Source organism: Hymenobacter segetis, from assembly GCF_054776495.1.
On record NZ_BAAHBV010000001.1, the window covers coordinates 187,967 to 213,800 of the forward strand.

At 63.7% G+C, this 25,834-nt stretch carries 18 protein-coding genes; 10 read left to right on the top strand and 8 right to left on the bottom strand.

Annotation, left to right across the window (positions count from 1 at the left end; all coding sequences use genetic code 11):
• The first annotated feature begins 54 nt into the window (after positions 1–54).
• The gene (locus tag ACYU70_RS00905) at positions 55–588 is read left to right on the top strand and encodes a hypothetical protein (RefSeq protein WP_342296202.1); all 534 of its coding nucleotides are present in this window, start codon (positions 55–57) and stop codon (positions 586–588) included.
• Between the two features lie 149 nt (positions 589–737).
• Here ACYU70_RS00905 and ACYU70_RS00910 read toward each other — a convergent pair whose 3' ends face one another.
• Positions 738–1,286 carry a cupin domain-containing protein gene (locus tag ACYU70_RS00910; RefSeq protein ID WP_342296201.1) on the bottom strand — a complete coding sequence of 183 codons (549 nt, stop codon included), beginning with the start codon at positions 1,284–1,286 and terminating at the stop codon, positions 738–740.
• 229 nt (positions 1,287–1,515) lie between these two features.
• On the opposite strand from ACYU70_RS00910, the gene ACYU70_RS00915 reads away from it, so the two are divergent.
• On the top strand, positions 1,516–1,830 hold the full coding sequence (locus tag ACYU70_RS00915; RefSeq protein ID WP_342296200.1) for a hypothetical protein: 315 nt from the start codon (positions 1,516–1,518) through the stop codon (positions 1,828–1,830).
• A gap of 164 nt (positions 1,831–1,994) precedes the next feature.
• On the opposite strand, the gene ACYU70_RS00920 is transcribed toward ACYU70_RS00915, so the two are convergent.
• Positions 1,995–2,522: a hypothetical protein gene (locus ACYU70_RS00920; RefSeq protein WP_342296198.1), complete on the bottom strand. Its 528-nt coding sequence runs from the start codon at positions 2,520–2,522 to the stop codon at positions 1,995–1,997.
• A 467-nt stretch (positions 2,523–2,989) separates the two neighbouring features.
• Between ACYU70_RS00920 and ACYU70_RS00925 the strand changes: the two genes are divergently transcribed.
• On the top strand, positions 2,990–3,292 hold the full coding sequence (locus ACYU70_RS00925; protein WP_342296197.1) for a hypothetical protein: 303 nt from the start codon (positions 2,990–2,992) through the stop codon (positions 3,290–3,292).
• Between the two features lie 110 nt (positions 3,293–3,402).
• On the opposite strand, the gene ACYU70_RS00930 is transcribed toward ACYU70_RS00925, so the two are convergent.
• A complete protein-coding gene (locus ACYU70_RS00930; protein ID WP_342296196.1) occupies positions 3,403–5,934 on the bottom strand; it encodes an ABC transporter permease in 2,532 nt (843 codons plus the stop codon).
• A gap of 200 nt (positions 5,935–6,134) precedes the next feature.
• The gene (locus tag ACYU70_RS00935) at positions 6,135–6,812 is read right to left on the bottom strand and encodes an ABC transporter ATP-binding protein (RefSeq protein ID WP_342296194.1); all 678 of its coding nucleotides are present in this window, start codon (positions 6,810–6,812) and stop codon (positions 6,135–6,137) included.
• A gap of 291 nt (positions 6,813–7,103) precedes the next feature.
• Here ACYU70_RS00935 and ACYU70_RS00940 point away from each other — a divergent pair, with 291 nt between their 5' ends.
• Positions 7,104–7,799, top strand: a complete 696-nt coding sequence (locus ACYU70_RS00940) for an arylesterase (protein ID WP_342296193.1) — start codon at positions 7,104–7,106, stop codon at positions 7,797–7,799.
• Here ACYU70_RS00940 and ACYU70_RS00945 read toward each other — a convergent pair.
• On the bottom strand, positions 7,796–8,023 hold the full coding sequence (locus ACYU70_RS00945; protein WP_342296192.1) for a hypothetical protein: 228 nt from the start codon (positions 8,021–8,023) through the stop codon (positions 7,796–7,798). The genes ACYU70_RS00940 and ACYU70_RS00945 overlap by 4 nt on opposite strands.
• A 126-nt stretch (positions 8,024–8,149) precedes the next feature.
• Here ACYU70_RS00945 and murI point away from each other — a divergent pair, with 126 nt between their 5' ends.
• The 6 genes from murI to pelA all read left to right on the top strand — a co-directional run bounded on the left by murI (position 8,150) and on the right by pelA (position 20,003).
• Entirely contained in the window at positions 8,150–8,998 is an 849-nt protein-coding gene (gene murI, locus ACYU70_RS00950) for a glutamate racemase (protein WP_342296191.1), read from the top strand.
• Between the two features lie 204 nt (positions 8,999–9,202).
• Positions 9,203–11,980, top strand: a complete 2,778-nt coding sequence (locus ACYU70_RS00955; RefSeq protein WP_342296190.1) for a beta strand repeat-containing protein — start codon at positions 9,203–9,205, stop codon at positions 11,978–11,980.
• Positions 11,981–12,308: 328 nt separating this feature from the next.
• Positions 12,309–15,596 carry a SusC/RagA family TonB-linked outer membrane protein gene (locus ACYU70_RS00960; protein WP_342296188.1) on the top strand — a complete coding sequence of 1,096 codons (3,288 nt, stop codon included), beginning with the start codon at positions 12,309–12,311 and terminating at the stop codon, positions 15,594–15,596.
• Positions 15,597–15,626: 30 nt separating this feature from the next.
• Complete coding sequence (locus tag ACYU70_RS00965; protein ID WP_342296186.1) at positions 15,627–17,420, top strand: RagB/SusD family nutrient uptake outer membrane protein; 1,794 nt, start codon at positions 15,627–15,629, stop codon at positions 17,418–17,420.
• Positions 17,421–17,567: 147 nt separating this feature from the next.
• Positions 17,568–17,918, top strand: coding sequence for a cupin domain-containing protein (locus ACYU70_RS00970; RefSeq protein WP_342296185.1), 351 nt, complete (start codon positions 17,568–17,570; stop codon positions 17,916–17,918).
• Positions 17,919–17,948: 30 nt separating this feature from the next.
• Positions 17,949–20,003, top strand: coding sequence for a pectate lyase (gene pelA / locus ACYU70_RS00975; RefSeq protein WP_342296184.1), 2,055 nt, complete (start codon positions 17,949–17,951; stop codon positions 20,001–20,003).
• A gap of 87 nt (positions 20,004–20,090) precedes the next feature.
• Here pelA and ACYU70_RS00980 read toward each other — a convergent pair whose 3' ends face one another.
• From ACYU70_RS00980 to ACYU70_RS00990, 3 genes are read right to left on the bottom strand one after another with little or no spacing between them, the layout of a single operon-like run.
• Positions 20,091–21,905 carry a hypothetical protein gene (locus ACYU70_RS00980; protein ID WP_342296183.1) on the bottom strand — a complete coding sequence of 605 codons (1,815 nt, stop codon included), beginning with the start codon at positions 21,903–21,905 and terminating at the stop codon, positions 20,091–20,093.
• A 4-nt stretch (positions 21,906–21,909) separates the two neighbouring features.
• On the bottom strand, positions 21,910–24,180 hold the full coding sequence (locus tag ACYU70_RS00985; protein WP_460615870.1) for a hypothetical protein: 2,271 nt from the start codon (positions 24,178–24,180) through the stop codon (positions 21,910–21,912).
• Complete coding sequence (locus ACYU70_RS00990; protein ID WP_342295629.1) at positions 24,177–25,811, bottom strand: BatA domain-containing protein; 1,635 nt, start codon at positions 25,809–25,811, stop codon at positions 24,177–24,179. Before ACYU70_RS00990 ends, ACYU70_RS00985 begins: the two co-directional genes overlap by 4 nt.
• Positions 25,812–25,834: the final 23 nt, after the last annotated feature.

Sequence of the window (25,834 nt, forward strand, 5' to 3'; positions counted from 1 at the left end):
AATCAATTCGTAAACGTCAGCATAGGCATGAGGTACTGGTCAGCAGCTGTGGCAATGTGCTCCTTATTATTCTCCGCATGTGTTCCGCAGGCGTTTGAGCAAGTCGATTTTCGCTCTCATCTTACGCAAGAGGAGCGCAAAAGCTTAGCAGGAGGTAAGACAGTTGATAAGGTTCATACTTCGTACTGGCGCTTTAAACCCCGCCAGATATACTGGCAAGGTCCTTTGCTAGCTAAGCAGGACAGTTCGGGGAAGTTTCAATTTACCCCTTATGGAACGTGGATAGGTTACTACAAGAGCGGAGCAGTAAGAGACACGACCGTGTACTCAGCAAAAGCGAAAGCATGGCGTGTTCGCTTTTATCAAGAAAATGGAAGCCTGTATGTGGTTACTAACACCGTACCGAAAACGGTTAACGGTCGTCCGTTTTCTGAATCACAAGACATCCAATTTAGAAATGGAAATAAGCTGGATACTGTCCTCATCCGACGGTGGGGATGTTTCCAGAACGACGGCAAAACAGTATTAGATGAGCAGATAGAGTTTGATGCTAGTGGCCGGCGAAAAGCGGTAATGAAAATCAAATAGCTGGCTTTATACAGATTAATTGAATCTCGACGGCTGAAATATTCTGCTGTATCTGTCGCCCCTGCCGCGGCGCCCGACACGCCCCGTCGCGGCGGGGGCGAAGAGCCGAGCGCACTGCTACGACGGAGCGTAGATGAGCACGCGTGGCGCTACTCCGTGGTTTTGCCATTGAACCGGGCTTCGTGCTGCTCGGCCTCCTGCTTGGTGGCCCGCACCACGCCGTCCTGGTGTTGCGGGGCTGCGTATATAGTGTAGAGCTTCAGGGTCTTGGTGGGGCTGGTGTTGATGACGTTGTGCACGGACCCGGCCGGCGCAATCACGGCATCGCCGGCCTGCACGGGGTACTCGTGGCCGTTGACGACGCACTTGCCGGTGCCCTCTTCGAAGCGAAAGAACTGGTCGGCGTTGGCGTGGGTTTCGCTGCCGATTTCCTCGCCGGGCTTCAGGCTCATAAGCACCAGCTGCAGGTGCTGGCCGGTGTAGCGCACGTGGCGGAAGTCGCGGTTGGCGCGGGTGTCCTGCTCGATGTTGCTTTTGAAGCCCTGCTTGCTGGGGGGAGCGGTGCGGAATACCGCATTGTGAACCGTGGTTGCGGGGGGAATGCCACTGGTTTCGGCGGTTTTGGGTTGGTCTGAATCAGCGATGCACGCCGATAAGAAAGCCAGCATCACTCCAGGGACTACGGCGGATGGTTTCATGGGGCCAGGCATTAGGGATGGAAATGCCCCCAAGATGCTTTTCGCCCGCGGGGTTGGGCATGCGCGGGGTCATGGAAACCACTGATTTTGCTTAGGCCACTGGGGCGGGTACCTGCGAATAGACTGTTTGGAAAGGGTACAGCAGGGCTGCCTGGTCCGATTTAGTTGAATTTTGTATATTTTATATAAATATTTACTATGTTTACTATTCACTATATCCTCAGCCATCATGAAATCATTCATTTTGCCATTCCGGACCTCAATTTCTTGGACAGCTGCGCCGGGTACCCTCAATCTGGATGAGCCCAATGCCGTGTTGCGGGCGCGGGCGCTGGCATTTTCGCTCGGCACATCGTCGCTGCACATCGACTGTTCGCGGCTGGCCTGCCAGCGGGCGCTGGGGGTGGGCTACGTGGTTTCGCAACTACTGCTGTTGCACCGAGCGGGGGCCAAAGTGTGGCTGCGCAATGTGAACGCCCCCCTGCGCCGCTGCCTCGACCTGCTGCGCCTCAATTCGCTGTTCCAAATTGAGGAAGCCCGATAACAGCCGCCCGGCCCGCGACCTTACCAGCTGGCAACGCCCGTAGCGTGGCAGTGGCAAGGGCCAAACGTGACGTAGCCCCTTGGTTTCAACCAACGCAAAAGGCCCGTTTACCAACCGGTAAACGGGCTTTTTGCGTTGGTTGAAACCAGGAATGAGCCAGGCCGCTATTGCAACGGCTTGGGCAACACGTACTGGTCTTTATCGAGCATGACGTAGCCGGTGCGCAGGTATAGGCCGCGATGCCGAACGGCCGTTCCCATGGCATTGGAATAAGCCACGGGAATGGATAGCCAGATAATAGTACCGTTCAGCCGGCGCTCGCTGAGCAGCGTTTGGTGGCCCATGGTGAGGCGGTAACGCTCCATGACGCGGCCATTGCGGCGGTAGCGGGTGATGTGGCGCCAGGCAACGTTATCGGGTACCCATTGCATCTGCCGCACGCCGGCGGTGGGCAGGGTGCCGCTGTTCTGGCGGGAAAAGCCGGTCACCACCACGCGCCGCCGGTAGCGGCCCCGGGCATTGGTATTGAAATTCAGGCTGGTTTGCTCGGCGCGCAGCCGTAGCTGCGCGGCCTGGTGCAGGAGGGTGTCGCGGGCGGCGGCAGCGCGGGCGGGGTCGGTGATGAGCTGGGCGTGGGCGGGCGCGGCCAAAAGCCCCAGGAGGGCCAAAAGGCCACCTAATCGGTAGAACATGTAAAATCAGCGGTTGTGGAACGCCCCAAAGCTACTGCGCCAGCTGGCATCCTGTCAACAAAATGTAGGGGCTGGAAATAGCGAATGACCATCGCCATTGCTGCTTGAAAATGGCCCTTTCGCAGGCGGAATATGCCAGCGAGACTGCCCCCTGTGCAGTGGGAAACCGGCCGGCATTTTTCAGTTGAAATAAGCCTGTCGGCGCAGCCCCGTATTTATACCCTACTCAAACCCCGTATTTATACCTGCCTTAAAAAACAGGTGGTTTTACTCGATTTCTGGTCCCTGCAGGGCGCTAGGTTTGCATCAGTTATTTACACCGATTAGGCGGCTATTTGCTGAAGCTTCCCATGGGCAGCAGGCCGAATTTTTGGGGAATAACGAGTGGAGCAGAAACCACTTTGCCAAACGGGGCGATGATTCCGAAAAGCCTTACGAGTAGGAAAAAGTAATTAATTAATAAACCCATGTCAACTGCAAACACCGCCGCCCCCGCGGCCGCATCGCACACGGATACCCTGCCCGGCGGCTGGACTCCTTACCACCCCCTAACCCCCGCCGACAAAAAGGTATGGGATGAAGCCATGCACGGCTTCGTAGGAGTAAAATATACGCCCCTGGCAGTTTCGACGCAGGTGGTAGCCGGCACCAACTACAAGTTTGAGTGCAACGCCACGATGCCGCCTTCCAATGCTATCTGGAAAGCCATTGTAGAGATTTACGCCCCGTTGAATGGCAAGCCGCACGTGGTGGGCATTCACCGGATGTAATTAAGTAGCACTATTGTTAGTAGGAGATAAAAAAGCCATCTGAAATTATCAGATGGCTTTTTTATGCGCGGCATAGTCCGGGCCAGCGGAGCCAGATGATTTAACAGAAATTACCCCTCGGCCCGCAGCACTTCCAGCGGCGAGCGGCGTAGCACGTCGCGGCTGTTGAGCAGCCCGATGCCCGCCGTGAGGGCCGTGACCAGCGCCGCCAGCCCCAGCAGCGGCAGCACCGCCGGTCCAAAACTGGCCTCGAACACCCATACCGCCAGCGCCCAGGCCGCCAGCACTGCCAGCGCGATACCGGCCAGCGCCGCCAGCAGCCCCAGCAGGCCGTACTCGACCAGCGTGATGCGCAGAATCTGGGCCCGGCTGGCCCCCAGTGTGCGCAGCAGCACGCTTTCGCGCACCCGCTGGTAACGGCTGATGACGACGGAGCTACTGAGCACCAACAAGCCGGTGAGAATGCTGAAGCCAGCCATGAAGCGAATCACGAAGGAGATTTTATCGACAATGTCGTTGAGCGTGGTCAGAATCAGGCCCAGGTCGATGGCCGACACGTTGGGGAATTGCTTTACCAGTTTTTGCTCCACGGCGGCCAGCGCGGCGGTGTTGGGCGTGTGCGTGAGTACCACCTGGAACTGCGGCGCGCCCTCCAGCACCCCGGCCGGGAAGATGACCAGGAAGCTGGGCTGCACCCGGCTGCGGTCAATCTCGCGCGTACCGCCGATGATGGTGCGCTGCGGCAGGCCCTGCACGTTGAAATCCAGCGTATCGCCAATACTGAGCTTGACGCGCTCCAGGTAGCCTTTCTCCACCGAGATGCGCGGGATTTTATCGGGGCCGATGGTGGGCAGGGTGCCGGCGGTGAGCTTTTCGGAGGAGTTGAGCGAGTCGCGGTAGGTTACGCGGTACTCGCGGGTGAGGGCCCAGGCCGGGATGCCCCGCACCGTGTCCTTTTTAATGATGGAAACGGACGTGCCGTTGATGGCCGTGAGGCGCATCGTCACGATGGGGACGCGCTGGAGCACGGGCAGCTTCTGGGCAGTGAGCAGGGCCTCTACGCCGGCGCGCTGCTCGGGCTGAATGTCGAACAGTACCAGGTTGGCGGCTGATTTTTGGCCGGCAATCTGCACGCGGCCCAGCAGCATGGCCTGGGTGAGGAAGAGCGTGGCCAGCAGGAACGTGCCGAGGCCGATGGACGTGACCAGCGTCAGTGTCTGATTTTGGGGGCGGTAGAGGTTGGCCAAACCCTGCCGCCACACGTAGCCCCAACCGGCGGGGAAGAAGCGCCGCACGGCCCCCATCAGCAGGCGGCCCAGGCCGGCCAGCGCCGCAAAGGCCGCCAGCAGCCCCGCCCCGAAGCCGAGGGTGAGCTTCCAGTCGCGCGTCTGGCCGTAGGCAAAGGCCAGAATGAACAGGCCGATAACGCCAATTACGATGCCCCGCACCGGGTCGGGCGCAGTGGTATCGTCCTCAAAAGCCGTGCGCAGCACCCGCAGCGGCGACACCCGCCGGATGCTCAGCAGCGGCAGCAGCGCGAAGAGCACCGCCATCAAAAGTCCCGTAAGCAAGCCCATCGCAATGGCGGGCCACGACACGCTCACGCTGATATCCACGGGCAGGAAATCGCCCAACACTCGAGGCAGCAGACCCTGCACGGCCGCGCCCAGGCCCGCCCCCAGCACCGCGCCGATGAAGCCGAGGCCGGCGGTTTGAATCAGATAAATCAGCAGCGCCTGCCGGCCGCTGGCTCCCAGGCAGCGCAATACCGCCACGGCAGCCAGCTTCTCGCGCACGTAGAGATTCACGGCGCTGGCCACGCCCACGCAGCCCAGCAGCAGCGCCACGAAGGCCACCAGGCTGAGGTAGCGGGTGAGGTCGGCGAAGGCGCGGCCGGTGCTTTGCTGGCGGCTGGCCACAGTATCGGTGTCGATGTCGGCCGCGTCGAGGCGGGCTTGCAGGGGCTTGATGGTGGCGGCCACATCAGTGCCCGGCGCAAACTGGTAGCTGCGGGTGTACTTCACGCGGCTGCCGCGCTGCACCAGGCCGGTGGCGGCCACTTCTTTCAGCGCTAGAAACACCGTAGGAGCCACCGCCGTGCTGATGCCGGACTGCCCCGGCGTCTTCATAACCCGCCCGATGATGGGCAGTACCACGTTGCCCACCTGCACCGAATCGCCGACTTTGGCCCCAAACTGCACCAGCAGCGCATCATCGACCAGCGCGCCGGGCGCAGCGGTCGTATCCGCGAAGCGCTGGGCGGCGGCTTTCGGCTCGGTATCCCAGTCGCCGTAGAAAAAGCCGCCGTCACGGGCCCGCACCTGGGCCAGCCGCGTGCCCCGGCCCGGCCGGAATTGCACCAGCGAGGCAAAGGAAACCTCCCGCGTGCGGGCCGTGCCGAGGTTATGAAGGGCCGGCTCCAGTTTGGGCTCGAAGGGTTGGTTGGCGCTCAGCACGAGGTCGGCCCCGAGCAGCTCCCGGGCCTGCGCGCTGATACTGCGGGCCAGGTTATCGCCAAAGGAATTGATGCCCACCAGCGCCGCGATGCCCAGGATAATGCTGGCCATAAATAGCAGCAGCCGGGCGCGGCTGCGGCGGCTGTCGCGCCACGCCATGCGGAAGAGCCAGGAGGTATTAGTCATTTTAGAAGGATGTTAGGCAGATAATAGCTCCCCTCCTTACCAAGGAGGGGATGTTTCAGCGAAGCTGAAACTGGGGTGGTTGTGGCGTTGAATTGTTATTTGAACGGAACAGGAGCAAGCTGTTCAACGCCACAACCACCCCAGTTGAGCCTTTGGCTCAACGTCCCTTCCTTGGTAAGGAGGGGAGTTTGATGTTCTGCTCAGGTCAGCATTTCCTCCACCACCTTGCCACCGCGCAGCCGCAGCGTGCGCTGCGTTTTGGCGGCCAGCTCCAGGTCGTGCGTCACCAGGACCAGGGTGGTGCCGGCTTCTCGGTTGAGCTCAAACAACAGGTTCACCACCCGCTCGCTGGTGTCGGGGTCGAGGTTGCCGGTGGGCTCATCGGCGAAGAGCACCGCCGGGCGGTTGGCGAAGGCGCGGGCCAAGCTCACGCGCTGCTGCTCGCCGCCCGAAAGCTGGGCCGGGTAGTGGCCGGCGCGGGCAGCCAGGCCCACGCGGTCGAGGAGTTCGAGGGCGGTTTTGGTGGCCCCGCGCTGGCCGCGCAACTCCAGCGGCACCAGCACGTTTTCGAGGGCCGTGAGGGTGGGCAGGAGCTGGAAATTCTGGAAGATGAAGCCCACGTGCTCGTTGCGCACGGCGGCGCGCTGGTCTTCGCTCAGGTTATCGAGCTGGATGCCATTGACCCACACGCTCCCTGATGTGGCGCGGTCAAGCCCGGCGCAGAGGCCCAGCAGGGTGGTTTTGCCCGAGCCCGAGGGGCCAACGATGGCAAAGGTGTCGCCGGCCGCGAGGTCGAAGCTCACAGCGTGGAGCACGGTGAGAGGCTGGCCGCCGCTGGGGTAGGTTTTGGTGAGGTTATCGACGCGGAGGATGGACATGTAGTTAGGGTAGGAGGGTATGGGGGAGGCAGCAGGAGGAGAAAAACGAAAAACGAACGTCATGCTGAGCGCAGCCGAAGCATCTCTACCGCGCAAGTAATTCTATCGATTGGATTGCGTTGCGCGATAGAGATGCTTCGGCTGCGCTCAGCATGACCGTGCTTCCATTGACGTTCTTTCAAATGCCAAAGCCCTCGGCACACAACCGCGCCGCTGCCCGTTCGTTACCAAAGACGTTGAAACCCCCGGCATGTTTTCCGACTTTACGGTTTCGTGCCCAAAATACTGCTCATGAAATTCCTCCATTTGCCCCTGGCCGCCCTGCTCGGGCTGGCCCTCACCGCCTGCAACGCCGGCCCCACGGCCGAAAAGCCAGCTGCTGCCGAAGCTCCGGCCGCTAATGCTCCCGCCGCTACGCCCGCCACTAAAAAGCGCCTGCTGTTCTTCGGCAACAGCCTCACGGCCGGCTACGGCGTGGAACCGGAACAGGCCTTTGCCGGCCTCATTGGCCAGAAAATCGACTCCCTCGGCCTGCCCTACGAAGTGATAAACGCCGGCCTGAGTGGCGAAACCACCGCCGGCGGCCGCAGCCGCGTGGGCTGGATTCTGAAGCAACCCGTGGACATATTTGTGCTGGAGCTGGGCGGCAACGACGGCCTGCGCGGCCTCCCGCTTTCGGCCACCCGCGAAAACCTGCAAGGCATCATCGACACGGTGCGGCGGCGCAGCCCCGGCGCGCAAATCGTGCTGGCCGGCATGCAGATTCCGCCCAACATGGGCCAGTCCTATGCGAAGGATTTTAAAGCCCTCTACCAGGAAATGGCCATCAAAAACCACCTCGTACTCATTCCCTTCCTGCTCGCCGGCGTGGGCGGCGACCGCGCCCTGAACCAAGCCGATGGCATTCATCCCACGCCGGCCGGGCACCGCATTGTGGCCCGCACGGTGTGGGCGGTGCTTCAGCCGCTGCTGGTACCGAAAAGCTAAATCACCCGCAGGCCATCCAGGTTCACTTCATCGCGCAGCAGCTCCAGGTGGCGGTAGGCGAGGGGGCGGCCGGCGTCGGTGCTGAGGTCGGGGAGGACGGCGCGGGCGGCATCGAGGGTGAGCTGGGTGAGCTTGCGCTCGCCGAGGTAAATGGCGACGGGGCGGCCCAGGCGGGCATCGTGCGCGGCCAGGGCGTGGTCAATTTCGTCCAGAATGGTGCTCATTAGAAAAAGAGTTGAGCTGAAAATTGGCGGAAATATAACAGGCAGTGGACAATAGCAGGTTATGCTTCGGCTGCGTGGACGCTAGATGAGCATGACGTTCCATACCAACCCGGCTACCTTTGCCTTATGACTATTGCTGCTCCCGCGCCGGCCGTTTCGGCGGCTTTGGCCGCCCGGCCCATTGGCATGTTCGACTCCGGTATTGGCGGCCTCACGGTGGCGCGGGCCGTGGCCCACCGTTTGCCCCACGAGCGCATCGTGTACTTCGGCGACACTGCGCACCTGCCCTACGGCGACAAAAGCACGGCTGCCATCCAAGCCTATTCCATCAAGATTTGCGACCTGCTGCTACGCCAGCACTGCAAGCTGATTGTCATTGCCTGCAACTCGGCCTCGGCCGCCGCCTACGAGCTGGTGCGCGAGTACGTGGGCAGCAAAGCCCAGGTGCTGAGCGTGATTGACCCCATTGTGGCGCACCTGGGCCAGGCCTATGCCGGCCGCCGCGTAGGCCTCATCGGCACGAAGCAGACGGTGAACTCCAACGTGTACAAGAAAAAGGTCGACGACCTCGATGCCGGCGTGGACCTGCAGTCGCTGGCCACCCCGCTGCTGGTGCCCATGATTGAGGAAGGCTTCTTCAAAAACTCCATTTCGGATGATATCATCGGGACGTATTTAGGCAATCCGGCCCTGGCTGGCATCGATGCCCTGGTGCTGGCCTGCACGCACTACCCGCTGATAAAGGAGCAGATTGCGCGCTTCTACGCCGGCCGCGTGGACGTGCTGGATGCGTCGGACGTGGTGGCGGCAGCGGCCGAAGCGTACCTCGCCGGCCACGGCCTGCTGGCTCCCGCGGCTGTCACGCCGCCCGCGCATCACTTCTACGTGTCGGATTTCACCCGCTCTTTTGAAGAGAGCACGCGGATATTCTTCGAGCAGGAAGTGCATCTGGAACATTACCCCCTTTGGGAATAAAAAACGGCTCCTCCAACTACAAAGCTCAAGGCCCAGGCTGCATCCAATGGCCCGGGCGGCCGGGTTTTGGGTAGGAGATAATTCCGTAACTTTCCAACCGCGCGCGCCGGTCTATCTTTGGGGTACATGAGCGCGGTTGCGATACTTAACGTTACTCACTTTTTTCACCTTCTCTTTTCCCTTTTTACCTTTTATTTTTTGTCTATGAAGCATTTCTTCACAACGCGCCTGCTTTCCTGCCTGGCGGTGCTGGCCCTCATGTGGCCCACCCTGGCAGCACAGGCCCAGAACATCACCCAGGCTGATTTCACCGGGGTTATTGTGCCCCAGTACCTGAGCAGCGGCAACAACTCTACCACCACCACCAACCCCGGCCCGCGCCTGGCCTTCGTGTTTCGCGGCACGCTAACTAACCTCACGCCCAGCACCATGTATCGCTACTACGTGCAGGCCGCCACCGCCACCGACTTCGGCACGACCGGCGCGGCGGGCGTTGTGCTGTCGCTCACGCCCGGTACCACCACCGCTACTTCCACTTACGTTACTTCCTCGACGGGCAGCCTGAGCACGGCGGGTAGCTATGCCACCTTCACCACCGATGCCGCTGGTAGCTACACCGGCTGGTTTGGCTTCGTGAACTCGACCAACGCCCGCTTCATTACGGCTGGCAACGTGTTGTTTCCGATGATTGTACTGGCTACGGATGCGGCCCCGGCGACCATTGTGGCCCGCCGCGCCCTGGACCAGGGGGCTACGGTACTCGCCTTCGGCGCTACCACCACCACCGGTACGCAGCTGGCCGGCTCGTCGTCGGCCACGCCCAAAAACCTGGTGTTCACCTACGACAACACCGCCGGCACCGGCCGCCCCGTGAGCGGTGCGCTGGTTGAGAATGTAGGCGTTGCCACCGGCACCATTGCCACCTACGGCGTTACCGATGGTTCCTACAACGCCGTGCTCCCCAACACGCTCGCCACCGGTGTGCGCCGCGTAGAGGAACGCAGCATCGTGAGCGGTGCCGTGCTGAACTGCAACAGCGATGCCGACGGCATCTGGCCTTCGGGTGCCAACACGGTGAACCCCACCGGCGGCGCTACGCCCGTGGTCCTCACCGCCACCGATACCCCTCTGAACGCGGGCTGCAACTCGGCTGCCACGGCCACCATCACCGGCACGCCGGCCAGCCTCACGGCGTTCAGCACGGTAGTGGGCACGCCCTCGGCCACCCAGACCATCACCGTAGGCGGCACGTCGCTCACGGCGGGCATCGTGGTAACGGCCCCGGCCGGCTACGAAGTTTCGCTGAGCGCCACCACCGGCTTTGCCGCTACCGTAACTGTGCCCCAGACCAGCGGCACCGCTGCTAATACGCCCGTTTACGTGCGCCTGACGGGTGCCGCTACCGGCACCTTCACCGGCAACGTGGCCCTGAACAGCACCGGCGCCACCTCCGTGAACGTGAACGTAACCGGCACCGTAACCGCCGTGGCTACGCCCGCGCCCACCATCACCAGCTTCACGCCCACCACCGGCGCGGCTGGTGCCACCGTCACCATCACCGGCACTAACCTGACCGGTGCTACCGCCGTCACGCTGAACGGCGTGGCCATCACCGGCTTCACCGTGGTGAACGCTACCACCATCACCTTCACCGTGCCCGCCAGCGCCACCACCGGTACCATCGCCGTGACCACGCCCGGCGGCACGGTTACCAGCACCGGCACCTTCACCGTAACGGCTTCGGCTCCCACCATCACCAGCTTCACGCCCACCACGGGCGCGGCCGGCACCACGGTAACCCTGACGGGTACCAACTTCACAGGTGCTACCATTGTAACGGTAGGCGGCATTAATGTCACCGGCTTCACGGTGGTGAATGCTACTACCATCACGTTCGTGCTGCCCGCTACGGCCGTTACCGGCCCCATCGTGGTGACCACGCCCGGCGGCACGGCCACCAGCACCACCAGCTTTACGGTGACGGTGGCTGCTACGCCCACCATCACGACCCTGAGCCCGGCCCGTGCCGTGGTAGGTGGCCCCGCTTTCGTACTCACCGTAGGGGGCACCAACCTGACGGCTACCACGCAGGTGAACTTCCGCGGCCAGAACTACACGGCGGCCACGGTTACCGGCACCACCACCATCACCGTCAACATTCCCGCCAGCGCCATTGCCACCCTTGGCCAGTTCACCGTGACGGTAACCAACGGCGGTACGGCTTCTAACACGCTGGACTTCGCGGTAGTAGCCGCTGCCACGACTGTTGCCTACGAAGATTTTGAGCAGGGCGTCCGCACCAGCTACACCGATGCCGCGCCCGTAGCCTTGCGCTCCGGCGCCTGGACGTTTACCCAGGCCCTGGTGGGCGACTTGTTCAACGACCGGGTGAACCAGGCCAAGTCGGCCCGTATTCGCGGCGGCGGCTCCATTGCCATGAACTTCGACAAGCCCAACGGCGCGGGCATCGTTACCATTTCGGCGGGCTTATACGGTGGTGACACGGGCATCACGTTCACGGCCGAAGTATCCACCGACGGCGGTGCTAACTATCAGCCTATTGCCGGCACGCCGACCACGCTCACCAGCACGCTGACCCCCTATGCCCTGACGGTGAACCGGAGCGGCAACGTGCGGCTGCGCTTTAACACGACCAATGCCACGGTGGGCCAGAACCCCCGCATCAACCTCGACGACCTGACCATCACCAACTTCATCGGCTCGGCCACGGCCGCCAGCCAGGCCCTGCCCGGCCTGTCGGTGTTCCCGAACCCGGCTACCGACCGCATCACCGTGGCCCTGCCTACGGCTGGCGCGGCTACCGTAGCCCTGCGCGACCTGACCGGCCGCGTGGTGCTGGCTCCGGCCACGCTGGGTGCTGATAAGCAGTTGGCGCTGCCGGCCACGCTGGCCCGCGGCATCTACCTGCTCGAAGTGAAGCAAGGCGACGTAACCGCCGTGCGTCGCATCGAGAAGAACTAAGCATTAGCGTAAGCTGACCAAAGCCGGTCAGTATTTGTGAAAAAGCCCCCGCCTACGCGGGGGCTTTTTTTGTGCCCTGTCAGTTGAACAGGGGGTTGGGGAATGATGAGGGTGGGAGGGAAGCCGGTTGGCATCGTTGCCGGGAACGATTGCGCAACTATAAAAGCGCGTTTGCTTGGCGTACGGCGAATAAAACCAGACTTTTAATGGGCTGATAAGAAATAAAATAGCTATTTGTAGATATTTTATTTCGCTGCATTCGTCTCGCGGCCGCAGCCCATCTCGCTCTCCTTCGCATTGCCAATTCTCACCCAAACCTTTTTTTCTGATGAAAAACCGCTACACTCTACTGTTCTGGCTGATATTAATCAGCAGCTTAGCGCATGGCCCGCGGGCCTGGGCACAGGCCACGCGCCGCCTCACGGGCACCGTGCGGGCATCGGATTCCAAGGAAGGCCTGCCCGGCGTGACGGTGCTGGTGAAAGGCACCAACAACGGGGCCTCGACCGGGGCCGATGGCAACTATGAGGTGAATGTGCCCGCCACGGGCGCGGTTACGCTCAGCTTCAGCTTTGTGGGCTACGCCAATAAGGAAGTGGCCGTGGGCAGCCAAAGCCAGATTGACGTGACGCTGGCCGTGGATGCCAAGCAGCTCGACGACGTGGTGGTGATTGGCTACCAGGCCGTGCAGCGACGCGACGTGACGGGCTCGGTATCGTCGGTGAGCGCGCAGCAGATTAAGGACGTGCCGGTGAACTCGGCCGCCGAGGCGCTGAGCGGCCGGCTGGCCGGTGTGCAGGTCACGAGCTCGGAGGGCACGCCCGGCAACCAGAGCGTGAACATCCGCATTCGCGGCGGCGGGTCGGTGACGCAGGACAACTCGCCATTATATGTGGTGGACGGCGTGCAGGTGGAAAACGCCCTGAACGTGATTTCGCCCCAGGATATTCAGTCCGTGGACGTGCTGAAGGATGCGGCCGCTACCGCCATTTACGGCGCGCGTGGAGCCAACGGCGTGGTCATCATTACCACCAAGGGCGGCAAGGAAGGCAAGCTGGTGGTGGCCTACAACGGCTTCGCGGGCGTGCGCCAGCTCTCGCGCAAGCTGGACGTGATGCAGCCCACCGACTTTGTGAACTACCAGTACGAGCGCGCCCTGAACATTGACCGCGCTGCCGGCAACACCACCACGTTTGGCGGCCTGAACACCTTCAAGTCGTTCTTCAAATCGAAAAACTACAACAGCGACACGCTGAACCAGAGCCGCAACTCGCCCTTCCTCGACTGGCAGGACCAGGTGTTCGGCCGCGATGCCTTCCAGCAGACGCACAACGTCTCGCTCTCGGGCGGCGGCAATAACTCGACCTACGCCCTGAGCCTGACCCGCAACAACGAAGACGGTATCCAGCTGGGCTCGGGCTTCATCCGCAACCTAGTGAACTTCCGCTTCGATAACAAGGCCACTGAGAAATTCCGCTTCGGCATCAACGTGCGCTTCAACGACCAGAAGGTGGAGGGCCTCGGCACGTCGTCGCAGCTCTCGACCACCACCACGCGCCTGCGCAACTCCATCGAGTACATCCCGCTGGCCATCAACCTGCCCGGCGGTTTCGACCCCAGTACGCTGGATGAAACCTTCGCCTCCAATACCACGCTGGTAAACCCCATCCTGGCCATCGGCAGCGACATCCGCCACGACAAGCAGCGCACCCTGAACCTGGCCGCCAACGCCACCTACAACTTCACTAAGGACCTGGCTTTCCGTTCCACGGTGGGCTTCGATTTCGGCAACTCAACGCTGGAAAACTTCTCGGGGCGTAACTCGCCGGCCATCCGCCAGCCCGGCGGCGGCTTCAATTTGCAGCCGTTCGTGTCCATTGCCACCGGCTCGGCGCTGTCCATCAACCAGTCGAACGTGCTGAGCTATGCTCACCAAATCGGTAAGCACTCCTTCGATGCCTTGGTTGGTCAGGAAATCTATCAGCAGAGCAGCCGGATTCTAACCGTGCAAACCAACTTCCTGCCGCTGGATATCACTGCCGAACAGGCCATTGCCAACATCAACCAGGGTGTGCTGCCGTCGGCTTCGTTCCAGCAGCCCACGCCCACCAGCGACAACCCCACGCTCCAGCATCTGCTGTCGGGCTTTGGGCGGTTCAACTACTCGTTTGACGATAAATACCTGGCCACGGTGACGTTCCGAGCCGATGGTTCATCGAAGTTTGCCCCCGGGCGGCGGGTGGGCTACTTCCCGGCTGCCTCGCTGGCCTGGCGCGTGTCGAAGGAGGATTTCATGAAGTCCTTGTCGAACACAATTTCGGATTTGAAGCTGCGCCTGAGCTACGGCCTAGCCGGCAATAACCGCATCAATGACTTCGGCTACAGCGAGTATTACCGCACCGGCCTGGGCCAATACTCGCTCAACCACGCCATTGCGCTGGGCACGGTGGTTACGGGCCTGCCCAACCCGTTTTTGAAGTGGGAAACCACAACTGCCCGCAACGTGGGTGTGGACCTGGCCCTGTTCAACAACCGGGTGCAATTCTCCGTCGATGCCTACTACAACTCGACCCACGACCTGCTCGTGAACGTGCCGATTTCGCCCACCCTGGGCTACCAGACGCAGTTCCAGAACGTGGGCTCTACCACCAACCGCGGCCTGGAATTCCAGCTGGCCGGCACCGTGCTCAAAACGCCGGACTTCACCTGGTCGGCCAGCGGCAACGCCTCCATGAACCGGGGTCGCATTGAGGAATTGGGGCCGATTACGGCCATTCCCGGCGTGTATTCGGGCTGGGCCAGCACTACCATTGCCAGCGACTTCCTGGCCCGCGTGGGCGACCCGGTGGGTATTTTCTACGGCTACCAGACCGACGGCTTTTACACCGCCGACGACTTCACGGGCTACAACGCCACCACCCGCACCTGGACGCTGAAGCCCGGCGTGGCCAACGACGTGGCCGTGCAGGGCCAGCCCCTGGCCCCCGGCATCATCAAGCTGAAAAACGTGGTGGACACGCCCGGCGCGGCCACCAACATCGTGGATGCCAACGACCGGGTGGCCATCGGCAACGCCAACCCCAAAGTGACGGGCGGCATCAACCAGCAGTTCACTTACAAAGGCTTCGATGCCAGCGTGTTTTTCAACTTTGTGTATGGCAACCAGGTGTTCAATGCCAACAAGGTGGAGTTCACCACGGCCGTGAACCCGTTCAGCAACCTGCTCACGATGATGAACGACCGGTACCGCACCATCGACAACAACGGCGTGCCGATTACCGACCTAGAAACCTCGCGCAACCTCAACCAGAACGCCAAAATCTGGCAGCCCACCCGCACGCTGTTCGTGCACAGCTGGGCCATTGAGGACGGCTCGTTCATCCGCCTCAACAACATCACCCTGGGCTACTCGCTGCCCAAAGCCCTGATTGCGAAGGCCAAGCTCACGCAGCTGCGCTTCTACGTGACCGGCAACAACCTCTACACCTGGACCAAATACAGCGGCTACGACCCCGAGGCCAACACCCGCCGCGCCTCGCCGCTCACGCCGGGCGTGGACTACGCCGGCTACCCGCGCAGCCGCGTGCTGCTGTTCGGCGTGAACCTGTCGCTGTAATCTTCCCAACCTGAAAATTCCCATCCTCCGATGAAACCGATATTTTTCCGTTCCACCCTGGCCGTGGCCGCCGCGCTGGCCGCCGCTGTGGCCCTGCCGGCCTGCAAAGACTACCTCGACGTGAAGCCCGATTCGCTCTATACCAACGAGCAGGCTTTCAGCAGCGTAGGCAGTGCCACCAGCGCCGTAATTGGGGCATATGATATGCTCTCGGGCGATACCGGCTACGGCACCCGCCTGAGCTGCTACTACCCGTATGACACCGACGAGATGCAGGGCGCGCCCGGCCCCTTCGACGGCCGTTCGCGCAGCATCTCGCGCTACACTGCCGAGCCCTCCAACCCCGAAGTCACCAACCCCTTCAACAACCTGTACCAGGGCGTGGAGCGGGCCAATATCTGCATCCAGAGCATCCCGAAGATGCCGCTCTACACCTCTGGCTCCTCGGCCGATACTGCTGCCCTGCACCGCCTGTATGGCGAAGTGCTGACGCTCCGGGCGCAGTATTATTTCGAGCTGATTCGGAACTGGGGCGACGTGCCCGCGCCCCTGGTGCCCACCTACACCACGGCCCTGGCCGGCGGCGAGCTCACTCAGCCCAACACCGACCGCCTCGCCACCTACGACCGTCTCATTGCCGACCTGCTGGTGGCTGAGAAGCTGGTGCCCTGGCGCTCGGCCGCCGGTACTACCAACGAGCGCATCACCAAGGGCGCGGTGAAGGCCCTGCGCGCCCGCCTGGCCCTGTTCCGGGGCGGCTACTCGCTGCACGGCACCCAGATGACGCGCCCCACCGACTACCTCGCCTCCTACGCCATTGCCCGGCAGGAGTGCCTGGATTTGATGAACCGGCGCAGCGAGCACACCCTCAACCCGAGCTACCGCGAGCTGTTCAAGAGCATCAATGAGCTGCGGCCGGAGTCGTCTTCCAACGAAATCATCTTCCAGGTGGCGATGGGCGGGTCCAGCATTTCGGGCGATAGCAAGCTGGGCTACTACAGCGGCCCGCTGCTGAGTTCCTCGCCCATTTACGGCAGCACCCAGGCCCAGATTCGGCCCCTGCCCACTTACTTCTACGCCTTCGACTCAACCGATGTGCGCCGCGATATCACCCTGACCACCTACAGCATCGACGGCACCAACAACCAGAAGGGCGTAACCCTGGCCGCCCTCACCGATGGCAAATTCCGCCGCGACTGGCGCGTGCCCACCCTCAACGGCACGGGCAACTACCTGGGCTACAACTGGCCCCTCATCCGCTTCGCCGACGTGCTGCTGATGTTTGCCGAAACCGATAACGAAATCAACAAAGGCCCGACCCCGGCGGCCGTGGCGGCCCTGCGCGAAGTGCGCCAGCGCGGTTTCGGGGGCAGCACCACGCTGGGCCAGATTCCGACCCCGGCTAACCAGGATGCCATGTTTGCGGCCATCGCCAACGAGCGGTTCCTGGAATTTGGCGGCGAGGGCATCCGCAAATACGACCTGCTACGCTGGAACCTGCTCGGTACCAAAATCACCGAAGCCCGCGCCAACCTTACGCTGCTCATGAACGGGCTGGCCCCTTACGCCTTCGTGCCCGCCAACATGTACTACCGCGTCACCGGCGGGCAGGTGGTGTGGGCACGCTCGTTCTACCGGCCTTCGCCGGCCACCACACCTACTGGCACCACTGCCGTAACCTGGCGCACGGCCGTGACGGCGGCTTCCATCGCCAACGTGGCCTCGGAATATGCGCCCGGCAAGGGCAAGGAGCTGCTGCCGTACCCGCAGGGCACGGTGGATACGAACAAAAATGCCGGCTTCAAGCAGAACGAGGGGTATTAACGAAGCAGGGTGCGGGGTCGTACCCGGTAGGGCTTGCCCCCGCACCCTACGCTCGGGAACGATTGCGCAATTAAAAAGCCCGCCACTCTTGGCGACACCCCAAACCGGTCGGACTTTTAAGGTCCGACCGGTTTTTTATTCACTGCCATGACCCCACAACCCGCTGCCCAACCCGCCTTCGTAACCGATGCCCAAGCCGCCTGGGAAACCACGGGCCCCGGCGTGCGCCGCAAGGTGCTGGCCCACGGCCCCGACCTCATGCTCACCCTCGTGGCTTTCGAAACCGATGGGGTGGGAGCCCGCCACCAGCACCCGCACGCCCAGCTCAGCTACGTGGAAAGTGGGGTGTTCGAGTACACCATCGAAACCGAAATCCACACCCTGCGCTCCGGCGACAGCTGCTACGTGCCGCCGCTGGCGTGGTACAGCGTGGTGTGCACCGAGGCCGGCGTGCTGGTGGATGCCTTCACGCCCCGTCGCGACGATTTCCTGAGCTAATCCCCGGTAGCGCAAATCCTTCTTCCTTCGATGAAAACGACTTTTCTGCGCCTGCTGGGCCTGGCCATGCTGCTGCTGTTGGGGCTGTGCCTGCTGCCGGCCCGCGCCCAAACCATCACCGTGGCCGCCGATGGCTCGGGCAGCTACCGCACCATTCAGGAGGCCATCAACAGCCTGCCCGAAACGGCGGCCCGGCCCCGCACCGTCTTCATCAAAAACGGTACCTACCGCGAGAAGGTCTTCATCGACGGCAAGAATAATTTGGTACTCAAAGGCCAGAGCGAAGCCGGGGTAATCCTGACCTACCCGCAGGCCCGCGACGAATGGAGCTGCGGCCCCGGCACCACCGCCGGCGACTGGGGCGTGGCCACACTCAACCTGCGCAACAGCCCCGACCTCACCCTCGAAAACCTGAGCGTCATCAACAGCTACGGCTTTGACGCCACGGGCGAAATCACCATAGCCTGCCCCAGCGCGCCCACCGGCAAGAAAACCGTGAGCAAAACCGGCCACCAGATGGCCCTGCGCGCCCTGCCCGGCGCTACTCGCCTCGTGGTGCGGCACTGCACGTTCCGGGCGCTGGGCGGCGATACGGTGAGCCCCTGGGACACGGAGGCCGGCGCGTACTATTTCAAAGACTGCACCATGGAGGGCGGCGTGGATTTCTACTGCCCGCGCGGCTGGGCCTATGCCGAAAACTGCCGCTTCATCTGCCACAGCAAGGAGGCCGCCATCTGGCACGACGGCTCCGGCAACCGTGACTCGAAAACCGTGCTGCGCAACTGCACTTTCAGCGGTGACGACGGCTTCAAGCTGGGCCGCTTTCACCGGGAGGCGCAGTTTTACCTGGTGGACTGCCGGTTTGCGGCGAATATGGCCGATGCCGACATCTACCACGCCGCCTCGGGGCCGGGGGCGAAGCTTTGGGGGCGGCGCGTGTACTACGCCGGCTGCCACCGCCAGGGCGGCGACTACGCCTGGTTTCAGGACAACCTGAGCACCGCCGAGGGCGCGCCGAAATCCAAAGACCTCACCGCCGCCTGGACCTTTGGCGGGCGCTGGAACCCGCTGACCGGGGCGGTGCGCGCCACCCCGCCCGTGCCCGCTGCCCAAATTGATACCACGGCCGAGAAGATGCTGCTCTACCAGCGCGCCGTGGGCGGCTGGCCCAAGGCGCTGGGCGAGGTGAAGGTGAACTACGCCGCCCGCCTCAGCGCGGGTGCCCGCGCCGGCCTGCTCGACAGCAAGAACCTGAACGATGCCACCATCGACAACGACGCCACGACCCGCGAAATCAACTACCTCGTCGCCGCCTTCCAGAAAACCAACAACCTGGCTTACCGCCGAGGGGCCGAAAATGGCATCCGTTACCTGCTCAAGATGCAGTATCCCAACGGCGGTTTCCCCCAGTTTTACCCCGACCTGAGCGGCTACCACCACGAAATTACCTTCAACGACGACGCCATGATTCGGGCCCTGACCGTGCTGCGCAGCGTGGCCCGCCAGCAGGGGGCCTTTGCCACCGTCGACCCCGATTTGGTAGCCCTCTCCAAAGCCGCCGTGGCCCGGGGCATTGAGTGCATCTTGCGCACCCAGTACATCAGCAACGGCCAGCCCACCGCCTGGTGCGCCCAATACGACGAAGTGAGCCTGCTGCCGGCCAAGGCCCGCGCCTTCGAGCTACCCTCGCTCAGCGGCGAAGAATCCGTCAGCATCGTACGCTTTCTGATGGACATCGAGCAGCCCACGGCCGCTGAGAAAGCGGCCATCGAAGGCGCAGTGCGCTGGTTTGAAAAAGTGAAGATGCCCAACCGGGTGCTGAAGGAAATTGCCGCGCCGAAAGAGCCCCGGGGCCGCGACCGCGTCATCGTGCCCGCGCCCGGCGCGGTGCTCTGGGCGCGCTTCTATGAGCTGGGTACTGACCGGCCCATCTTCGTGGGCCGCGACAGCCAGGTGCATTACCAGCTCACCGAAATCGAAAATGAGCGCCGCGCCGGCTACCTGTATGCCGGGGTCTGGCCCGCCGAATTATTGGCCAAAGACTACCCCGCCTGGCAAAAGCGCGTGGGCGGCGAAGCCAAGTAGAGCCGCGACCCTTCGCGTCTCGGCGTTGAACGGTAGTGTTTATGATACTCAAACCGTGTGAATGCCAAGACGCGAAGGGTCGCGGCTCTACAGCTTTTCCTCCAGCCACAGGTACCCGGCGGCCAGCAGAAACAGCCCAAAAAACCACCCCGCCGCCCACGGCTCCGTCACTGTATCTGGCGCGGCTTCGGTAGCTTTTGGAGCTTTGGTTTCGGCGGCCAGTTGCGTGGCGGCTTGCTGACGCTCCTTCAGTTCCGGCCCCAGCCAGGAGGTGGGCGGGTACACGTAGAAATGGTGGCTGATGCGGCCCGGCCCGCGCACCTGGTGCCAACCGGCTGCGTTGGGCCAGAACTGCGCCGTGCTCCACTCGGGCAGGCGGGTATCCTGGCGCAGGGCCAGGCACACGGCGGGGCCGCCGGCCAGTGCCGCCACGGTGGGCGAAGTGGTGGGGAAAGCTGATTCCAGATGCAGCGTGAGCGGCTGCGCCGGCCGGGGCCAGCGGCTGCCCGCATGCCAGCTGGCCTCGGCCGGGGCCGGTGGCACGGCGGCCGCCAGCAGCCGGTTCCAGAAAGAAGCATAGACAGCGGCGTGGCCCTGAAGCCCCCAGCGAAACGTTTCGGGTACCACCGACACCACCGCGAAGCCCAGCCCCACGCGCCGACTGGCGGCCAGCAATAGCTGGCGCGGCCCGGTAATGAGGGTTCGTAATTCCGAATTAGGCTGTAGCTGGGCGGGTAAATACGAGTGGGCTTCGCCGGGCGCATCGGGCCATGCGATGGGCAGCAGGGCCGCATTGGCGGGCCGGAGTTGCACCGTGAAATCGGCGCGGGCAGGCGCGGTGCGGGGCAGCGGCGCGGCCTCGGCCAGGGTGATGAGGCCGAGGCGGCCGGCCCGCATGGCCGCTTGCAGGGCCTGCGTTTCGGTAGCCGTAAGGGCAGCTACTGTGGCCGCATCCGCAATCAGGACTGAATAATGGGCCAGAAGCGCCGGTGTGAGGCGGTCGAGCGGCTGGGCCGGCTGGTTCACAAAATCGGTCTGAACTAGGCCCCGGCTCACGCTCGTGCGCAGGGCCACGGGGTAGTGCGCTTCGGCCAAGTAGTTTTTCAGAAACTTGAACTCGAAAGAAGGCGTGGCCGTGAGCAGCAGCACGGCGGGTAAGGTGGGCGTGGTGATTTCGACGGGCACCGGCTCACTCAGCAGCGGCCGGCCGGGGCGGCGCAACAGCAGTTCATAAGTAGTCAGCCCGGCCGTCTTGGGCTGGTAGCGCAGGCGAAATGACCCGCCGCCGGTGGGCAGCTTTATTGAATCGCGCCCGGTGCCGGCGGCCCGCAGCACCACCCAAGCGGCGGCCGGCTGACCGGCTGCCGCTACCGTGCCTTCCAGCCGCATTGTTTCGCCCAAAGACAATTTCGCCGACCAAAAAGCGGTGCCGATGCCCGCAAATGGTGTCCCTGGGTGCTGCTGAACGACCAATGCGCCCAGCAGCGGCAGGTCGGCCGCCGGCAGGCCGTGGCCCAGAATGTGCAGGCGGCGCAGGACCGGCCGTTGCTCGACCAAGGTGAGCAGACTAGCCAGCGGGCGCGATTTCGCGACTTTTTCCACGTCGCCGTACGCCCACACTGCCGTGCCCGCGCCCAGCCGCTGGCGCAGCTGCCGGAGCGTATCGGGCGAGTAGCCGGGGGTGAGGAGAATGGCCTCGGCGCGGGCGGCGGGCAGGTGGCGCAAGGGTGGGAGGGCCGTGGACCACAGCGCCGCCACGGCCGCCGCGCTGGCCAGCAGCCGGGCCGTGAGTTGCCGCCGGCGCGGCCGCCGCCAGGCTAGCACCAGCAGCCCCGCGCCCAGCAGCAGGCAAAACGCCAGCAGGCCGTAGTAAAGAACCGGATTCGGAGCTAAAAGTGGCAATGGACTAACGGCTTAATTCCTGAAAATAGCGCCGCGGGAGCGGGGCGGGGGCGGGCGGGGCGGCGGCCGCGGGGGCAGGCGCAGCCAGCAGGTCGGTGAGGGCGCGGGCTACGGGGGCGCGACTGGCGGCGCGGGTGGGGCGGCGGCCGGCGCGCACGTCGGCCCCCAGCTCGCGCAGGGCGCGCAGGGCGGGCAGGTAGAAGCCCGGCCGGGTGAGGGCCGCACCGGCCAGCACAGTGCCGGCCTGGTCGAGCACAGCGGCATCGGCGGGGCGGGTGGGCTGGCCGTTATCGGCCGCCGCCAGCCAGCGCAGGGCGGCGCGGATGGCGGGCTGGGGGTTGGGGGCGGGCAGGTTTTGCTGGCGTTGGGGCACGGCAGCCCCGGCCAGCTCACCGGTGAGGCGCAGGGTGGCCTCGGGCATGGGCGGCGGGCTGAAACCGGCTTTCTTGACGAAGGCACGGGTTTGCTGCTGCACCTGCTTAAGCAGGCGCAGGGCGCGGTACTCGTAGGGGAGGGCCTCGCGGAGCTGGCCGGTGCGCAGGCGCAGCTCGGCGGCCCACATCTGGTCGAGCACGGCGCGGAGCTTGGCTTTCACGGCGGGCTCCAGGAAATCGGCCGTTTCGGCGTCGTCGTGCTTGTGGATGTATGGGTCCATCAGGGCATCGGTTTCGGCGGTGGGTGATGCCTTGGCCGGCGATGTGGGCGGGGCGGTGTGGTCGTGGTGGTCGTCGGGCTCGGGCGCTTCGGCGGTGGGGACGGCGGGCGCGTCCTCGTCCTCGGCGATGGGCGAATGCTGCGCCTCCGCGCCGATGCCGGCTTCGGCTTCTTCGCCCATAAACTTGCCGTAGCGCAGGCGCAGGCTTTGCTGGTCGAAGCCCAGGGCATTGGCCCGGCTGGCCACGGTGGCCGCGTCGAGCTTGGGTTTTTCGGCGATGAGCTTTTCGGTATCGATGATAATCTGGCGCTCGCTGCGGAAGTAGGCGGGGGCCACTTTCACGCCCATGCCCATGTCAATGGCCCCGTCGGCCACGGCGGTGTCCTGCCACTGCACGAGGTAGGAATCGGTGCGGGCGGTGTGGCCGTTGCTGTCGCGGGCCGTGAGGTAGAAGTAGAGCTCGTCGCCATAGGTGAGGCCCAGCTTGGGAAGATTCAGCACGCTGCCGATGCTGGCCTGAGACCCGCCCAGCCCCGCGCTCAAATCGCGCCGCACTTCGCGGAACTTCACCGCCTCGCCCTGCCCTTGGGCCACGGTGATGACTAGCTCGGCCCGGCTTAGCCCATAGTCATCGTGCGCCGTGGCGCGGATGGGTACCTCCGGCCGCTGGCCCAGCGCTGCCACCAGCGTGTAAGGCTTTGGCGTGACGATGCGCAGCACTGGCGCCAGGTCGGGCCGCACGTCGATGGCGTAATCATCCGAAACTGTGCCCGCGTAGCGCAGCCGGTACAGCGTGGAGGAATTCAAAACCAATTCGATGGCAAATATGCCCGGCTGCCCGGCCACGGGTTGCATCCGCCGCCGCTGCGTTCCCAATTCCAATTCGGGCGCGGGCTGGCGGCCGCTCACGCGCACCCGCCAGCGCACCCGCGCCCCCTGCGGACATTGGAACGAGGCTTGGGCGGGCGCGAATTCCGCCAGATGAGTGTAGGCCGGCGGTGTTACCAGCAGCGTGGTTTCGGTAATGCGGGGCGGTGCTGATGCTACATTTGCTGGCTGCCGGGCATCGGGAGTGAAGTGCATCGCCACCGCCGATGACTTTGTCGTTGGTCGGGTTTGTGGTAGTAAAAAGAGTATCGCCGCTCCCAGAAGCAGCGTGGCGCTTAGCAGCAAAGGCCTCTTAAGAGAAACCGGCAGCAGAGCCGGGCCGTCGGCCATTTGCTGCGCCAGCTGCCGGGCCACCCGCCGGAACTGCAACTGCCCCAAAAACGACAAGCTGGCCGGGCTTTGCATCAGCAGGCCGGTGCTGTCCTGCAACTCGGGAAACTGCCGGTCGAGCTGCCGGGCGACGGTAGCGCGGTCCAGCCGCTGCAACGGCAGCAGCCGCCACACCGCTGCTATCAGCAGGCCCATTAAGGCTAACCCTGGCCAGATTAGGGATATGCCAGGCCAGTGGTGAACCAACGCCGCCAACAAGCCGCCAGCCGCCAGTAATGGCACCAGTCCGGCCGCGCCATAGCGAATGGCGTAGCTCCGCCGCACCGCCTGCAGTTGGGCGGCGGCCTGGCCTTGCGCGCTGAACAGGCTGGTTTCGGTTGAGTTATCGACGGTTTGCATCATCCCGCAGCAGGTAATATAATTTCTGCCTGCCGCCGGGCCAGCAGGCGTTCGAGCAGCAGCAGCAGTCCCGCCAGTAGCACCAGCCAGGGGCGCAGGTCGGTGGTGCGGAACGATGGTTGGGCATTGGCGGTAATCGGTTTGGCCGGGATGGCCGAAGCCGTGGGCAACTGCGCTGAGGCCAGTGCCCGGCGGTCGTGTGCGGCTTCGGCCTCGGCCAGCCGTGTTCGGTTTCGGTCAATGTTGGCGGTTGGTTCTGGTTGCAGCAGTTCCAGCAGGCGGGCGGGGAGCTGCGGGTCGTCGGCCAGCCCGCTCCAGGTTGGGTTCAGGCGGGTATGAAGCTGATACACGGAGCCCCGGCCCAGCCGCTGGCGGGAGAGGACGGGCCAGCCCTGGCCATCGGCCCAAACCGTTTCGCTGCCTTGCAGGGCGGGGCTGTTTCTCCGGCGAAATACGCTTATGTCAGTGGCTGCCGCATCAGCCGCAGCCAGGCGTGCGGTGTCGGCCACACCCGGCGCAGCGGCCTCCTGCCAAAGCTGGCGGGCGTGGCCGGCCACGTCTTCCCGCCAGCTGGCCGGCAAGGGTTCATCCGAAAGCCAGAACGTCCAATGCGCAGTCAGGTGCGCTGGGCGCGTTTTGGCGCGGCGTAGCAGGGGCTGCAAAAGAAGCCCGGGCGCGGCCGCCCGCAGGCCCGCTTCCAGGTAGCGGGCATCAGCCGCATATTCCGGCGAGTCATAAATTTCGATGACTTGGGGCGCTACTTCAAGGCCGATTTCATCAATGAGCTGTGGCGTTCTATCAGCCGGAATGATTACCAGATATTGGCCGCCGTTTTTGTTCGGTTTAAAGCGCACCGGGGCCAGCCCGGCTACCCGAAACGGTTGCCCGTCGTGCCGCGCTAGTACCTTTTTTCGCTGGTAGGTTGTTTGTGTTTCGCTGCTCCGGCCCACCAGCAGTTGCAGGCTGTCGCCCTCCTGCCCGGCCGCCCCCAGCCAGGCAGCAGTTGTGGTATCGGGCAGGGCCTGCCAGGTCACGGCCCCCGGCAGCGGCGCATGGCTACCCTGGAAGTTGCGTAGCGCGGCACCCGTCACCACAAAAAGCGGCTGGCCCGGGAAAGCGTCGGCCGCCTGTTGCACCCGCGCCCAGGCAAACTCCTGGCTGCGAGGCTGAGTAGTAGCCAAAGCAGCCATGGAATCAGCAGTCGCCCAGGATTGACTGGCCTTTATGCGCTGCCACATTCCGCCCGGCACTCGGGGAAAACCGGCCTCCAGCCAGCGCAGCGCATAGCCTCTGCGGCGAAGTGAATCGATAGTCGGTCTCAGGCCCGCCAGTGCCGGCAAGCCAACTGCCTCGGCACTGAGCAGTACCACACCCCGGCTGGTGGGCAGCGCTGTGCGCCATACCGGGCCGGCCACCGCCATGGCCAGCACGGCCAACAGTGCGGCACGCAGCAGCAGCAGCCAGAATTGCTCCAGCTTCAGGTTGCGCAGGCGGCGATTAGCGCCCGCGACCAGCCAGCGCAGGCTGCCCACGGCTACTTCGCGGCCCGGCCGGCGGTTCCAGAGATGAATGGCTACCGGCACCAGCAAGCCCAGGAGGGCCAGCAGCGCGATAGGGTTGAGCAGGGTGAACAATGGGTAATGGAATCAGAATCGCG

Coding starts and splice junctions, on each gene's coding strand:
- ACYU70_RS00935 (WP_342296194.1), bottom strand. CDS start 6,812: ATGTCCATCCTCCGCGTCGATAACCTCACCAAAACCTACCCCAGCGGC.
- ACYU70_RS00910 (WP_342296201.1), bottom strand. CDS start 1,286: ATGAAACCATCCGCCGTAGTCCCTGGAGTGATGCTGGCTTTCTTATCG.
- ACYU70_RS00925 (WP_342296197.1), top strand. CDS start 2,990: ATGTCAACTGCAAACACCGCCGCCCCCGCGGCCGCATCGCACACGGAT.
- ACYU70_RS00940 (WP_342296193.1), top strand. CDS start 7,104: ATGAAATTCCTCCATTTGCCCCTGGCCGCCCTGCTCGGGCTGGCCCTC.
- ACYU70_RS00965 (WP_342296186.1), top strand. CDS start 15,627: ATGAAACCGATATTTTTCCGTTCCACCCTGGCCGTGGCCGCCGCGCTG.
- murI (WP_342296191.1), top strand. CDS start 8,150: ATGACTATTGCTGCTCCCGCGCCGGCCGTTTCGGCGGCTTTGGCCGCC.
- ACYU70_RS00970 (WP_342296185.1), top strand. CDS start 17,568: ATGACCCCACAACCCGCTGCCCAACCCGCCTTCGTAACCGATGCCCAA.
- ACYU70_RS00920 (WP_342296198.1), bottom strand. CDS start 2,522: ATGTTCTACCGATTAGGTGGCCTTTTGGCCCTCCTGGGGCTTTTGGCC.
- ACYU70_RS00905 (WP_342296202.1), top strand. CDS start 55: ATGTGCTCCTTATTATTCTCCGCATGTGTTCCGCAGGCGTTTGAGCAA.
- pelA (WP_342296184.1), top strand. CDS start 17,949: ATGAAAACGACTTTTCTGCGCCTGCTGGGCCTGGCCATGCTGCTGCTG.
- ACYU70_RS00960 (WP_342296188.1), top strand. CDS start 12,309: ATGAAAAACCGCTACACTCTACTGTTCTGGCTGATATTAATCAGCAGC.
- ACYU70_RS00930 (WP_342296196.1), bottom strand. CDS start 5,934: ATGACTAATACCTCCTGGCTCTTCCGCATGGCGTGGCGCGACAGCCGC.
- ACYU70_RS00915 (WP_342296200.1), top strand. CDS start 1,516: ATGAAATCATTCATTTTGCCATTCCGGACCTCAATTTCTTGGACAGCT.
- ACYU70_RS00945 (WP_342296192.1), bottom strand. CDS start 8,023: ATGAGCACCATTCTGGACGAAATTGACCACGCCCTGGCCGCGCACGAT.
- ACYU70_RS00985 (WP_460615870.1), bottom strand. CDS start 24,180: ATGATGCAAACCGTCGATAACTCAACCGAAACCAGCCTGTTCAGCGCG.
- ACYU70_RS00955 (WP_342296190.1), top strand. CDS start 9,203: ATGAAGCATTTCTTCACAACGCGCCTGCTTTCCTGCCTGGCGGTGCTG.